14 protein-coding genes are annotated in these 13592 nt (G+C 63.2%); 2 read left to right on the top strand and 12 right to left on the bottom strand.

The annotated features are described in order from the left end of the window. Positions 1 to 11: 11 nt before the first annotated feature. The 10 genes from hscA to DXT59_RS05450 form a co-directional block, all read right to left on the bottom strand. Positions 12 to 1877 carry a Fe-S protein assembly chaperone HscA gene (gene hscA / locus DXT59_RS05495; RefSeq protein ID WP_116135922.1) on the bottom strand — a complete coding sequence of 622 codons (1866 nt, stop codon included), beginning with the start codon at positions 1875 to 1877 and terminating at the stop codon, positions 12 to 14. 120 nt (positions 1878 to 1997) lie between these two features. Further along, positions 1998 to 2525: a Fe-S protein assembly co-chaperone HscB gene (gene hscB / locus DXT59_RS05490; protein ID WP_116135921.1), complete on the bottom strand. Its 528-nt coding sequence runs from the start codon at positions 2523 to 2525 to the stop codon at positions 1998 to 2000. 94 nt (positions 2526 to 2619) lie between these two features. Continuing rightward, positions 2620 to 2943, bottom strand: coding sequence for an iron-sulfur cluster assembly protein IscA (gene iscA / locus DXT59_RS05485; RefSeq protein ID WP_116135920.1), 324 nt, complete (start codon positions 2941 to 2943; stop codon positions 2620 to 2622). A gap of 18 nt (positions 2944 to 2961) precedes the next feature. Then, positions 2962 to 3378: a Fe-S cluster assembly scaffold IscU gene (gene iscU, locus DXT59_RS05480; RefSeq protein ID WP_116135919.1), complete on the bottom strand. Its 417-nt coding sequence runs from the start codon at positions 3376 to 3378 to the stop codon at positions 2962 to 2964. A gap of 43 nt (positions 3379 to 3421) precedes the next feature. Beyond that, positions 3422 to 4645, bottom strand: coding sequence for an IscS subfamily cysteine desulfurase (locus DXT59_RS05475; protein ID WP_116135918.1), 1224 nt, complete (start codon positions 4643 to 4645; stop codon positions 3422 to 3424). A gap of 57 nt (positions 4646 to 4702) precedes the next feature. After that, entirely contained in the window at positions 4703 to 5233 is a 531-nt protein-coding gene (gene iscR / locus DXT59_RS05470) for a Fe-S cluster assembly transcriptional regulator IscR (RefSeq protein WP_116135917.1), read from the bottom strand. A 118-nt stretch (positions 5234 to 5351) separates the two neighbouring features. Then, positions 5352 to 5837: a low molecular weight protein-tyrosine-phosphatase gene (locus DXT59_RS05465; RefSeq protein ID WP_116135916.1), complete on the bottom strand. Its 486-nt coding sequence runs from the start codon at positions 5835 to 5837 to the stop codon at positions 5352 to 5354. A 103-nt stretch (positions 5838 to 5940) separates the two neighbouring features. Then, positions 5941 to 6189: a hypothetical protein gene (locus tag DXT59_RS05460; RefSeq protein WP_162877958.1), complete on the bottom strand. Its 249-nt coding sequence runs from the start codon at positions 6187 to 6189 to the stop codon at positions 5941 to 5943. Between the two features lie 152 nt (positions 6190 to 6341). After that, positions 6342 to 7754, bottom strand: coding sequence for a lactate utilization protein B (locus DXT59_RS05455; protein ID WP_116135914.1), 1413 nt, complete (start codon positions 7752 to 7754; stop codon positions 6342 to 6344). Positions 7755 to 7795: 41 nt separating this feature from the next. Continuing rightward, on the bottom strand, positions 7796 to 8524 hold the full coding sequence (locus tag DXT59_RS05450) for a (Fe-S)-binding protein (protein ID WP_116135913.1): 729 nt from the start codon (positions 8522 to 8524) through the stop codon (positions 7796 to 7798). 177 nt (positions 8525 to 8701) lie between these two features. On the opposite strand from DXT59_RS05450, the gene DXT59_RS05445 reads away from it, so the two are divergent. Then, a complete protein-coding gene (locus DXT59_RS05445; RefSeq protein ID WP_116135912.1) occupies positions 8702 to 9517 on the top strand; it encodes an IclR family transcriptional regulator in 816 nt (271 codons plus the stop codon). 103 nt (positions 9518 to 9620) lie between these two features. Here DXT59_RS05445 and pbpG read toward each other — a convergent pair whose 3' ends face one another. Further along, complete coding sequence (gene pbpG / locus DXT59_RS05440) at positions 9621 to 10745, bottom strand: D-alanyl-D-alanine endopeptidase (protein ID WP_116135911.1); 1125 nt, start codon at positions 10743 to 10745, stop codon at positions 9621 to 9623. A 628-nt stretch (positions 10746 to 11373) separates the two neighbouring features. Between pbpG and DXT59_RS05435 the strand changes: the two genes are divergently transcribed. Beyond that, positions 11374 to 11955 carry a phasin family protein gene (locus tag DXT59_RS05435; RefSeq protein ID WP_116135910.1) on the top strand — a complete coding sequence of 194 codons (582 nt, stop codon included), beginning with the start codon at positions 11374 to 11376 and terminating at the stop codon, positions 11953 to 11955. A 156-nt stretch (positions 11956 to 12111) separates the two neighbouring features. On the opposite strand, the gene lpdA is transcribed toward DXT59_RS05435, so the two are convergent. Then, a partial coding sequence (gene lpdA / locus DXT59_RS05430; RefSeq protein WP_116135909.1) for a dihydrolipoyl dehydrogenase occupies positions 12112 to 13592 on the bottom strand: 1481 nt, incomplete at its 5' end.

Below are 13592 nucleotides of genomic sequence, written 5' to 3'. Positions count from 1 at the left end.
GCGGCGCCAGGTTAGATTTCGTCGAGTTTGCGGCCCGTCAGCGCTTGGCGGATGCTCTTGTCCATGCGTCGGGCAGCGAACTCGTCGGTCTCGGCGGCGAGCGCTTTCGTGGCGGCCTCGATCGCATCGGCATCCGAACCTTGCGCCGTCTCGCGCAAGCGCGCGAGCGCCGCGTCGACCTTCGCGCGTTCGTCGGCTTCGAGCAATTCGCCGTCGGCCGCGAGGGCCGCTTGCGTCGCCTCGACCAAGCGCTCGGCTTCCACCTGCGCTTCGCGCAGCGCCCGTGCGCGCATATCGACTTCGGCCGTGCGGAAGCTATCCTCGAGCATGCGCGCGATGTCGTCATCGGCCAAGCCGTACGAGGGCTTCACGACGACCGATGCCTCCACGCCTGAATGCTGCTCGCGTGCGAACACCGACAGCAAACCGTCGGCATCGACTTGATAGGTCACACGAATACGCGCGGCCCCAGCCGTCATCGGCGGAATGCCGCGCAGTTCGAACCGGGCCAGCGAACGGCAGTCGGAGACGAGTTCGCGCTCGCCCTGGACGACGTGGATCGCCATCGCCGTTTGCCCGTCCTTGAACGTCGTGAACTCCTGCGCACGCGCGACGGGAATCGTCGAATTGCGCGGAATGATCTTTTCGACGAGACCGCCCATCGTCTCGACGCCGAGCGAAAGCGGAATCACATCGAGCAAAAGCCAATCGTCGCCCGTGCGATTGCCGGCCAGCAAATCGGCTTGGATCGCCGCGCCGAGCGCGACCACCTGGTCGGGGTTGAGATTGGTCAGCGGCGGCTGCCCGAAAAACGCCTCGACGGCCTGACGAATCACCGGCATGCGCGTCGCGCCGCCGACGAGCACGACGCCCTTCACCTCGCTCGGGGCGATCTTCGCGTCGCGCAGCGCCTTCCTGGTCGGGACCAGCGTGCGCTCGACGAGCGAATGGACGAGCTCGGCGAATCGAGTCTGCGTAACCTCGACGGCGATCGGCGTGCCGTCCGAGAGCGTAGCCTCCACCGTGGCTTGCGGCGCCGAGGACAGCGCCTCTTTCGTTGCCCGGACGCGATCGAGCAGCAACCGCACGTCCTCGGGCGCGAGCCCTTGCGGCGCCAGCCCTGCCTCGGTCAACACGTGGCGGTACAAAACGTGATCGAAGTCGTCGCCGCCCAGCGCCGAATCGCCGCCGGCGGCAAGCACTTCGAACACGCCTTTCGTGAGCTTCAGGATCGACAAATCGAACGTGCCGCCGCCGAGATCGTAGACGGCATAGAGCCCCTCGGCGCCGTGATCGAGGCCATAGGCAATGGCCGCCGCCGTCGGCTCGTTGAGCAGACGCAACACGTTCAAACCCGCAAGCCGCGCCGCATCCTTGGTGGCCTGGCGCTGCGCCTCGTCGAAATAGGCCGGCACCGTAATCACGGCGCCGACGAGTTCATCGCCGAGCGAGTCCTCGGCGCGTTGGCGCAGCGTGGCGAGAATCTCCGCCGAGACTTCGACGGGGCTTTTGACGCCATCGACCGTACGAATCTGCACCATGCCCGGCGCGTCGATAAATTCGTAGGGCGCATTTTCGGCCCCTTCGACTTCGCTCTTGCCTCGGCCCATAAAGCGCTTGACCGACACGATCGTATTGCGCGGGTCGAGCACCGCTTCGGCTTTCGCGACATGGCCGATGCGCCGGCCGCCGCGTTCCAGATAACGTACGACGGACGGCAGCAGGACACGGCCCTCCTCGTCCGGCAGCGCCTCGGGGATGCTATTGCGGACGGCGGCCACGAGCGAATTCGTCGTGCCGAGGTCGATGCCGACGGCCAGCCGCCGTTGATGCGGCGCGGGCGCCATGCCCGGTTCGGAGATTTGCAGTAAGGCCATTCTGATCTATATGGGTTCGTTCATCGTCGCCTGTGCGACGAGAACCTCTATTATCCTGCCTGCGCGCGCTCGGCGCTGGGCCCATGCCGCTCATCGAGTATCGGGCGGCAGCGTCCCGCTTCAGTGCTCGAGCCGCTCGATCTGGTGAGCGATCTCGCCGGCGAGCCGTTCGAGGAACATCAGTTGCCGAACGGCCTCGGCAGCCGGCTGATCGGCGCCCGTATCGAGCAACACTCCGAGCCGCTCGAAGCGAACGCGCTCGTCTTCGCGCAACTCGTCCAGCAAGGCCATCAACGCCGTGACGTTGCGCGCCTGCCCCGCGTCTTCCACGCGTTCTCGCCATTCCATCTGCTGCATCAGGAACGCCGGCTCCATCGCCGTGTTTTCCGACGCGCCGACATCGATCGCGCGCAGCGAGAGCAGATAGGTCGCACGCTTGAGCGGATCGCGCAGGGTCTGATATGCCTCGTTCGCGCGCGTGGCCCACTGCATCGCGATACGTTTTTGCGCTTCGCCGGCCGCGGCGAAGCGGTCCGGGTGGACTTGAGCCTGTACCGTCCGGTAGGCATGTTCGAGCGCCTGCAAATCGAGCGCGAAGCGCGCCGGCAGGTGGAACAGATCGAAGTGACTGTCTTGGATCGAGGACATTGGAGTCAATCGCCGAAATAGCGCGCCGCGCGCGGCCTAGAAACAAAAAGGCGGCCACCGCCGCCTTCTTGCCCGAGCGGAGGGCTCGGGTGCGTCATACGCGGAACGACTCGCCGCAGCCGCATTCGTCCTTGACGTTCGGATTGTTGAACTTGAAGCCTTCGTTCAACCCCTCGCGCGCGAAGTCGAGCTCGGTGCCGTCGATATACGCGAGACTCTTCGGATCGACGACGACCTTCACGCCGTTGCACTCGAACACCTGATCTTCGGGTTCGAGCTCGTCCACATACTCGAGCTTGTAAGCGAGGCCGGAGCATCCCGTCGTGCGTACGCCGAGGCGCAGCCCGAGCCCCTTGCCGCGACGGACAAGATACTTTTGCACGTGCTGCGCGGCTTTTTCGGTCAAAGTGATCGCCATAATGCTTCTTCGATGCGCTTATGCGACTTGCCCCGCCTCGTCGGCCGCTTGCGCGACGCCGTGACGCTGCTTGTAATCGGCCACCGCCGCCTTGATCGCGTCTTCCGCGAGGATCGAGCAGTGGATCTTGACCGGCGGCAACGCCAACTCTTCGGCGATCTGCGTGTTCTTGATCGAGAGCGCTTCGTCGAGCGTCTTGCCCTTCACCCATTCGGTGACGAGCGAACTCGAAGCGATGGCCGAGCCGCAGCCGTACGTCTTGAACTTGGCGTCTTCGATCACGCCGTCCGCGCCCACGCGAATCTGCAGCTTCATGACGTCGCCGCAGGCCGGCGCGCCCACCATGCCGGTGCCGACCGCATCGTCGTCCTTTGCGAACGAGCCGACGTTACGCGGGTTTTCGTAATGATCGAGAACTTTGTTGCTGTAAGACATGATCAAACTCCTGGATTCGTTTGGCGTGTGCGTTCGCAGGCGCTCAGTGCGCGGCCCACTTGATCGTCGACAGGTCGATGCCGTCTTGATGCATTTCCCACAGCGGCGACAAGTCGCGCAGCTTCGCGATCTTGTTCTTGAGCAGGTTGATGACGTAATCGACGTCTTGTTCCGTCGTGAAGCGGCCGACCGTGAAGCGGATCGAGCTGTGCGCGAGTTCGTCGTTGCGGCCGAGGGCGCGCAATACGTACGAGGGTTCGAGCGAAGCCGACGTGCAGGCGGAGCCCGACGAAACGGCCACATCCTTGATCGCCATGATCAACGATTCGCCTTCGACGAAATTGAAGCTGATGTTCAGGTTGTGCGGTACGCGACGCTCCATATCGCCGTTCACGTACACTTCTTCCATCTGCGTGAGGCCATGCAACAAACGGTCGCGCAGCATGCGGATGCGTTCGTTTTCCGTCGCCATTTCCTCACGCGCGATGCGGAACGCTTCGCCCATGCCCACGATCTGATGCGTGGCCAGCGTGCCCGAACGCATTCCGCGCTCGTGACCGCCGCCGTGCATCTGCGCCTCGATGCGCACGCGCGGCTTGCGGCGAACGTACAGCGCGCCGATACCCTTCGGGCCATAGGTTTTGTGCGCCGAGAACGACATCAAGTCGACCTTCAGGCGGCTCAGATCGATTTCGACCTTGCCCGTTGCCTGCGCGGCATCGACATGGAACACGATGCCCTTTTCACGGCAGATCTCGCCGATCGTTTCGATGTCCTGAATGACGCCGATCTCGTTGTTCACCGACATGACGGAGACGAGAATCGTGTCGGGCCGCAAGGCGGCCTTGAAGACGTCGAGGTCGATCAGCCCATCGCTCTTGACGTCGAGATAGGTCACTTCGAAGCCTTCGCGCTCGAGCTCGCGGCACGTATCGAGCACGGCCTTGTGCTCCGTTTTCACGGTGATGACGTGCTTGCCCTTGCTCTTGTAAAAGTGCGCGGCACCCTTGATCGCCAGGTTGTCCGATTCCGTCGCACCGGAGGTCCAAATGATTTCGCGCGGATCGGCGTTCACGAGCGCGGCGACTTCCTCGCGCGCCTGCTCGACGGCCCGCTCCGCGTCCCAGCCGTACGAGTGGCTGCGCGATGCGGGGTTGCCGAACTGCTCGCGCAGATACGGAATCATTTTGTCCACCACGCGCGGATCGACCGGCGTCGTCGCGCTGTAGTCCATGTAAATGGGCAGGTGGGGCATCTCGTTACTCATCAATGGCTCCGGGGGAAATCGTTATGTCTTCTCGTGTTCGTTGCTTCGATGACCGGCTCACGAACTCGCGATATTGAATACGGAATTGGGCCCTTTCGGCACGACGCGCGCCGCTTCGACGGCCGGGCTTTCGGTGCGCCGGTCGCGCAATACGGCGGGCGACCCTTCCCGTGCCCGCTGCTGATCGACCAAATCTTGCAGCGATACGGAATCGAGGTACTCGACCATTTTCTGGTTCAGCGTCGACCACAGCTCGTGGGTCATACAGTGCCCGTCGTGCTGTTTCGTGCCCTCGCACGAACCCTTGCCCCCGCATTGCGTGGCATCGAGCGGCTCGTCGACGGCGATGATGATGTCGGCCACCGTCACGTCCTGCGCGCGGCGAGCCAGGTTGTAACCACCACCCGGCCCCCGCACCGATTCGACGATCTCGTGGCGACGCAGCTTCCCGAACAGTTGTTCGAGGTAAGACAGCGAGATCCGCTGGCGCTGGCTGATGCCGGCTAGCGTCACCGGACCCTGCTCCTGGCGCAGGGCCAGGTCGATCATCGCCGTGACGGCGAAACGGCCTTTAGTGGTGAGTCTCATAGGGACGGAAAACCAGAATTCTCGACGATTTTGGTCAAGTATAAATACATGACGTTTTTAGTCAAGTATCCCCCTGTATTGAACAGGGTATTGGTGCCGGATGGTGCATGAGCGCCGTCTATGCCTGCGCGAGCCGCTCGCGCAAATGCGCCAGCAGCCCCGCGCACGCTGCTTCGACTTGATCGAGGACGCGCTCGAAGCCTTCGCCGCCGCCGAAATAAGGATCGGCGACTTCGCGCTCCGCGGCCGCGGGGGCGAACTCCATCAGCAAACGCACCCGCTCGCGACGCCCCGGCGGGCACACGCGCAGCAAATTGCCGACGTTGGCCTCGTCCATCGCCAGCAGCAGGTCGAAGCGATCGAAATCGGCCGCGGCGATCTGCCGGGCGCGCAGCGGCGACAAGTCATAGCCGCGCGTGCGTCCGGCTTGCTGCGCGCGTTCGTCGGGTGCCTTGCCGATGTGCCAGTTGCCCGTGCCGGCGGAATCGATTTCGATGCGCCCGGCGAGCCCAGCCGCTTCGACCTGGGCTCGCATGACCGCCTCGGCCGTGGGCGAACGGCAGATGTTTCCGAGGCAGATGAAGCAAATGGAGACTGTTTTCATCAATCAATCACGCTGCGAGGGCGCCGCAGCCTAGGCTCCGGCGTGCGGCCCCGGACCGCGCGGCGGCCCAGACCGAAGCGGGCATTATATCGGGCCGCACCGTTCACGATGCCTGGGCAGCGGCCGCCGGCGCGACGACTTGGCGCACCGAGGACGCGGTTCGCTCCGCCCGCGCATCGATCAAACCGTAGGACACCGTGCGCGCCAACTCCGCGGTCACCTGATCCGCGCCGAGCGGTTCGCGCGCCGCACCGGCGCCGCCGTATGCACGAAGGATAGCCAGAACGACCAGCGCAATAGCCAGCGCGACCGGCCAATACTGAGAGAGATAGCCCGTTCTTGTCGTTCTCATATCCGTGCCCCTTTTCGCGGCGGGTCCGCGCCGATCGCGCACCCGCACTCATCCATGGCACGTATTCTATAAAGGCTATCTATCGAGACAAAGATGGGAATAGCGAATTCAGCGTTGCGTTCCCATAAACAATGAAAGAGCGACGATAAGGCTCACCCTTGATGGCTGCGTTGGGCCGCGTAAAGCTCACGAAATGTCCGCCCGACAGGCGCCGGCATTTCACGCGTAGCCGTCCACCCCTGGCCGAACGGCAGATACGCGATCGAACGCCGGCTGCCGCCCGCGCGCTCGAGCACGCGCACCGAGAATTTGGCTAGGAGCGCATACAAGGCCGGGCGCATCGCGACGAATCCCCAAACGGCCAGCGCCGCACGCTCCGAAAACGGCCGCAAGCGCCGCTCGACCTGCTTTTCGCGCAGCTTGCGCAACAAATCGGAGATCGGAATGCCGACGGGACAGACCGCGTTGCATTCGCCGCAGAGCGTAGCCGCCTGCGGCAAATCGACCGCCTTGTCGAGACCGGCATAGCTCGGCGTCAGGACCGATCCCATCGGCCCAGGATAGACCCAGCCATAGGCGTGGCCTCCGACTTTCTGGTAGACCGGACAGTGATTCATGCACGCGCCGCAGCGGATGCAGCGCAGCATCTCTTGGAAAGCCCCGCCGATGAGCCCCGTGCGGCCGCCGTCGACGAGCACCACGTACATGTGCTCCGGCCCGTCGAGGTCGCCCTCGGCGCGCGGCCCCGTCAGCAGCGAAAAGTAATTGGCGGTGACCTGCCCCGTCGCGCTGCGCGGCAACAGCCGCATCGCCAACGCCAGGTCCTCGAGCGTGGGCAACACTTTTTCGATGCCGGTTATCGCCACGTGCACGCGCGGCATGACCGTGCACATCCCTTCGTTGCCCTCGTTGGTCACGAGCGCGACCGAGCCCGTCTCGGCGATGAGGAAGTTCCCACCCGTCACGCCCATGTCGGCCGATAGGAAGTGCGGACGCAGCACCTCGCGCGCTTCGCGCGTCATGTCCGGAATCTCGGTAAGGCGCGTGCGCCCATGCGTCGCCGCGAACAAGTCGGCGATCTCCTCTTTGTCCTTGTGGACGACGGGCGCGATGATATGGCTCGGCGGCTCGTTGCCGTTGATCTGGAGAATGTATTCGCCGAGGTCCGTCTCGATCGACTGCACGCCCATCTCGCCGAGCACGGCGTTCAGGCGCATCTCCTCGGAGACCATCGATTTCGTCTTGATGACCTTCTTCACGTCGTGCTTGCGCGCGATGTCGGCCACGAGGCGCGCGGCCTCGGCCGTGGTTTCCGCGTACAAGACCGTCGTGCCGCGGCGCGCGGCCTCGCGCTCGAACGTTTCCAGCCACACATCGAGGTTTTCGAGCGCCCGGTTACGGCGCGCTTTCAACTCCGAGCGCGTGGCCGGAAAATCGATCGCGTGCATGGCGGCCGCCGGCGCCGAGACGAACTTCGTCGATAGCTTTTTCAGGTTCTGCTGCAAGCGTGCATTGGCCAGGCTGTCCTTCGCGCGCGCTTTGAAATGCATCGATTGAACTTGCATGGAGGGCTCGATCGGTTCGTTCGTTGAACTGTATGGTCAGCTTAGCGCTCGGCATCGCCGGCTAGCACCTGGGCGATGTGCAGCACGCGCGTGGCCGAGTCGCCCGAACGACGCAGCCGGCCTTCGATGTTCAGCATGCAGCCGAGATCGCCGAGCACCACGCAGCCCGTGCCGCTCGCCTGAACGTTCGCGCACTTCTCGTCGACGATCGCCGTCGAAATGTTGCCGTATTTCACGGCGAACGTGCCGCCGAAACCGCAACAGTGCTCGCAGTCCTTCATCTCGGTAACGGCCACGCCGCGCTGCGCGAGCAATGCGCGCGGCTGCGCTTTGACACCGAGCTCGCGCAGACCCGAACATGAATCGTGATAAGTGACAGGTCCCTCGAACGAGCCGGGCGAGAAGCGCACCTTCGCGACATTGACGAGAAAATCGGTCAATTCATAGACTTTTGCACGGAGCCGTTCGTACCGGCCCATCAGCTCGGGATCGTCGCGCAGCAAATCGCCGTAGTGCGCGACGATCATGCCCCCGCACGAGCCCGAGGGAACCACGACGTAATCGAACTGCTCGAACTCGCGCAGCATCTTTTCCGCGAGATCGCGCGCGATACGCCGCTCGCCCGAGTTGTAGGCCGGTTGCCCGCAGCAGGTTTGGGCCGGCGGCACGATGACTTCGTAGCCGGCCTGCTCGAGCAGCTTGATGACCGAAAATCCGATCTCGGGACGCATCAGATCGATGAGACAAGTAACGAACAGTCCGACTCGCATAGTGGGCACAAGTGAACGAAACGAGGTCGATTATCCGACGTTTATGCCGCCCGGCCACGGAAAACGTCGAAAAATGTGCGCGACCGTCATCCGAGGGAGCATTCGAACAGCGTTCGCTTTTTTCACGATACGAGATACAATGAGTTCATTATTAATTGCCGCGTCAATCGATTTCCAATGAGCGAGACGAATCAGGACTCCAAAACGTCGATCCAGGTGATCGAACGTATGATGCGCCTGCTCGACGCCCTGGCTGCCCACACCGATCCGGTCAGCTTGAAGGAGCTCGCGCTGCGCACCGAGCTGCACCCGTCGACGGCCCACCGCATCTTGAACGATATGGTCACCTGCCGTTTGGTCGACCGCTCCGATCCTGGCACCTACCGGCTCGGTATGCGGCTGCTCGAACTCGGCAACCTCGTCAAAGCGCGCCTTTCGGTGCGCGACGCCGCGCTCGCGCCGATGCGCGAGTTGCACCGCGCGACGGGGCAGACGGTCAATCTCTCGGTTCGGCAAGGCGATGAGATCGTCTATATCGAACGCGCCTACTCCGAGCGCTCGGGCATGCAGGTCGTGCGGGCCATCGGCGGACGCGCGCCGCTGCATTTGACCTCGGTGGGTAAGCTTTTTCTGGCCGCCGACGAAGCAGCCCGCGTACGCGCCTATGCGATGCGCACAGGCCTTTCCGGTCACACGCAAAACAGCATCACCGACATCGCGCGGCTCGAACGCGAACTGAGCCAAGTCCGGCAGCAAGCTTGCGCGCGCGATAACGAGGAGTTGGAGCTTGGCGTGCGGTGTATCGCCGCGGGCATTTACGATGATACGGGCAAACTCGTCGCCGGCTTGTCGCTTTCCGCACCGGCCGATCGCCTGCAAGACTCATGGCTGGGTCAATTGAGCCAAACGGCGCTCGTCATTTCCGAATCGCTCGGTTACCACCCGGAAGCGGCCGCCGCCGCGGAAGCCCAACGCAAATCGAACGCGCACTGAGCGGCGCGGGCGAGTTGACCGCGCGGCCAGCAAAAAGCCCCGCCTAGGCGGGGCTTTATCTTTGCGCGGCGCCTCATGGGGCGCGCCGCCGGCTCATAGGCGATCAGGTCCCGCGTCCGCCGGCATCCGCGCTGGTAATGCGCTGGCCGCCAAAGTCGTCGAGCCACTTGCGCAGACGCGTCGCGTCGGCAAAGCGCGAATACTTACCCGTCGAATCGAGCAGCACGATCGCCATCGGACGGCCATGGATCGTGGCTTGCATCACGAGGCACTCGCCGGCTTCGTTGATGAAGCCCGTCTTTTGCAGACCGATATCCCAGCTCGGGTTGCGCACGAGCGCATTCGTGCTGTTGTAGGCCAGCACGCCCCTACCCGGATACACGTCGTAGCTGCGGTCCGTCGAGAACTTGCGGATCAGTGGATACTGATAGGCGGCATCGATCATCTTCACCAGATCGCGCGCCGTCGAGACATTCTCGCTCGTCAGTCCCGTCGGGCTTTCGAAGTGCGTGTCGTTCATACCGAGCGCTTTGGCCTTCGCATTCATCGCCGCGATGAATGCGGGACGGCCGCCCGGGTAGTAGCGCGACAGCGCGGCCGCCGCTCGGTTTTCCGAGGCCATCAGCGCGATATGCAACATATCCTCGCGCGAGAGCACCGAGCCTACGCGCAAGCGCGAGCTCGTGTGCTTGATGTAATCGCGGTCTTCGTCGGTCACCTCGATCTGCTCGGTCAGCGGTTCCTTCGAGTCGAGCACGACCATCGCCGTCATCAGCTTCGAAATCGAGGCGATCGGCACGACGGACGTCGAGTTTTTGTCGAAAAGCACTTCGGAGGTGTTTTGATCGACGACGAACGCGACGTTCGAACGCAACGCGACGCCCTCGGGCGTCTCCTGCAGTCCGAAGGCCTGCCCCGCCGTGGGCGAACGCGGCTCGAAGGCGACGCGGTGCATGACGGAGTGCCGGCCATGTCCGTGCATCGTATAGCGCACGCGCTCGTGCTTACCGGCCTTCGCCGGAGCATCGGCCGCGGCCGTCTTGTCCGGCTGGTCGGCGGACACCGCTTTCTTGGCGTGCTTTTTATGGACGTGATGCGCCGGCGTGGTGTCTGTAGCGGCGAACGCGTCGATGGGGGTCGCAACCGTCGCCACGGCGAGGCCGGACACGATCGTGCCGAGCGCCACGCCTCTAATCACGTTGAGCGACGAAAACAGAGCGATTTTCATGAAGTTCTGAAACAGGAGTGGCAGACGGTTGTCGGCAAGTGTAGTAAAGCCGCGAAAATTTCGCAATATTAAGCACTTATCGGCCGTCCTTGAACCAATTTGTAAATTGGGGAAGCCCGGAACGTGCACAATTCTTGCGCAAGCCGAAGCGTCGCCTGTAGGGCCATAACCGCATAACGGCGATGTTTGTCCAAACTTGAGCGAATTGGTTCGCGCGCCAAGCGCTCAGACCTCTCACGGCGTGCCCCGCTGAGCGCAGTGCTCGATCCGGCATAACGCGCCAGCCCCGCGTTTGGTTTACAGCGTTTTCCCCCATCACACCGCGCGCTGGCGAACAGAAGCTGACTGTTGGCCGAAAAAGACGATCGGGTGCCCTCCGGCGGTGCAGCGAGAACACTGGAAACGGTTCCTTCGAGGTGACCCCAAAAACCTGCAATGCATTGTTTTATCGAGAAATTCTCGATATGGTGCGATGCACAAAAGGTGCTTGACTTTTGTGCAAGCCGTCCTAAAATGGGAACCGTTGCTGCGACGCACAAAACACGTTTGACCTTAAGAAGCGCCTCGCAAGTTTAGCCATTCCACCACTTCGGCCCGCGTGACCGGGTCGATATTCAGGAGCGAAAACATGACTCTGCTGACACCTGAGCAATTTGCCGCAGCCCAGAAAGCGAACCTCGAAGCGTTGTTCGGTTTGACGAACAAGGCCTTCGAAGGGATTGAAAAGCTCGTCGAGCTGAACCTGCAAGTTGTGAAGTCGACGCTCGCGGAAAGCCAGGAAAACGCACAACGTGCGCTGTCGGTCAAGGATGCGCAAGAGTTCGTCGCGCTGCAAGCCAGCCTGACGCAGCCGGTGGCCGAAAAGGTTCTGTCGTACGGCCGCCATCTGTATGAAATCGCATCCGCCACGCAAGCCGAGTTCGCCCGTGTCGCGGAAGCCCAGTACGAAGAGCAGAACCGCAAGGTGCAAGCGCTCGTCGAAAACGTCGCGAAGAACGCACCGGCCGGTTCGGAAACGGCTGTCGCCGTCATGAAGTCGGCGATCACGGCGGCGAACACGACGTACGAAACGGTGCACAAGGCAACCAAGCAAGCCGTCGAAATCGCTGAAAGCAACTTCAACGCCGCTGCCACGGCTGCGCAAAAGGCCGCTCAACAAGCCGCCTCGCAAGCTTCGCGCGCCGCGGCGACGAAGAAGACGGCAGCGTAATACGTCCGGCAGCCGCTCCGCGCCGACGTATTAAGAAAACGGCGCGCTCCCACGGGAGCGCGCCGTTTTTGTATTGAGCGCCGGACGACGCTGGACCATTCGACGGCGGGATTCGAAGCGCCGCTCGCCACGCGGGCTAAGCGGCGCCCTCACGCATCACTTCTTGCGCTGCGGCGGCAGATCGGTACAGACACCTTCGTACAGTTCCGCCGCCATGCCGATCGACTCGCCGAGCGTCGGATGCGGATGGATCGTGCGACCGATGTCGGTTGCGTCGGCGCCCATTTCGATGGCCAGACACACTTCGCTGATCAGATCGCCCGCGTTCAACCCCACGATGCCGCCGCCGATCACGCGATGCGTCTCTTCGTCGAAGATCAGCTTCGTGAAACCCTCGTCGCGGCCGTTCGCGATTGCACGGCCCGACGCCGCCCACGGGAATACGGCCTTGCCGTACTTGATGCCTTCGGCCTTGCACTGATCTTCCGTCTTGCCCGCCCAAGCGACTTCGGGGTCGGTGTACGCCACCGACGGGATCTGCAACGCATCGAAGAACGCCTTCTCGCCGTGCGCGGCTTCGGCTGCCACATGGCCTTCGTGGACCGCCTTGTGCGCCAGCATCGGCTGGCCGACGATATCGCCGATTGCGAAGATGTGCGGGACGTTCGTGCGCATCTGCTTATCGACCTCGATAAAACCGCGGTCGGTCACGGCCACGCCCGCCTTCTCGGCGCCGATCTTCTTGCCGTTCGGGCTGCGGCCCACAGCGACGAGCACGAGGTCGTAACGCTGCGGCTCGGCCGGCGCTTGCTCGCCCTCGAACTTGACGTAGATGCCGTCCGATTTCGCTTCGGCCGCCGCCGTCTTCGTGCGCAGCATGACGTTCGCGAAATGCTTGGCGCTGTATTTTTGCCACACCTTCACGAGATCGCGGTCGGCGCCCATCATCAAACCGTCGAGCATTTCGACGACATCGATCTTCGCGCCGAGCGTCGCATACACCGTCGCCATTTCAAGCCCGATGATGCCGCCGCCGATGACGAGCATGCGCTGCGGAATCTGGCGCAGCTCGAGCGCGCCGGTCGAATCGACCACGCGCGGATCTTCGGGCATGAACGGCAGCTTCACGGCCTGCGAGCCGGCCGCGATGATCGCTTGCTTGAACTTCACGATCTTCTTGCCGCCCTCGCCCTGCACTTCCATGTGATAGGGATCGACGAACGCGCCGACACCGGTCACGACTTCGACCTTGCGCGCCTTGGCCATGCCGGCAAGCCCCGTCGTCAACTTCTTGACGACGCCCGACTTGAACGCGCGCAGCTTATCGAGATCGATCTGCGGCTTGCCGAACGTGATGCCGTGCTCGGCCAGCGCCGCGACTTCGTCCGTGATCAGCGCGGTATGCAGCAATGCCTTGGACGGGATGCAGCCGACGTTTAAGCACACGCCGCCGAGCGTCGAATAACGTTCGACGAGCACTGTCTTCATGCCGAGGTCCGCCGCGCGGAACGCCGCCGAGTAACCGCCGGGGCCTGCGCCGAGCACGAGCATGTCGCACTCGATATCGGCCGAGCCGGAAAAGCTTCCGGCTTGCGGCGCGGCAGCGGGCGCAGCCGGTTGCGGCGCCGCAGCCGCGG

Origin of the sequence: Trinickia diaoshuihuensis, assembly GCF_003390925.1 — a bacterium.
In the GTDB taxonomy this organism is placed as follows: Bacteria; Pseudomonadota; Gammaproteobacteria; order Burkholderiales; family Burkholderiaceae; genus Trinickia; species Trinickia diaoshuihuensis.
The sequence above is the reverse complement of the archived record's forward strand: the minus strand, read 5'-3'. Positions and strand labels throughout refer to the sequence as shown.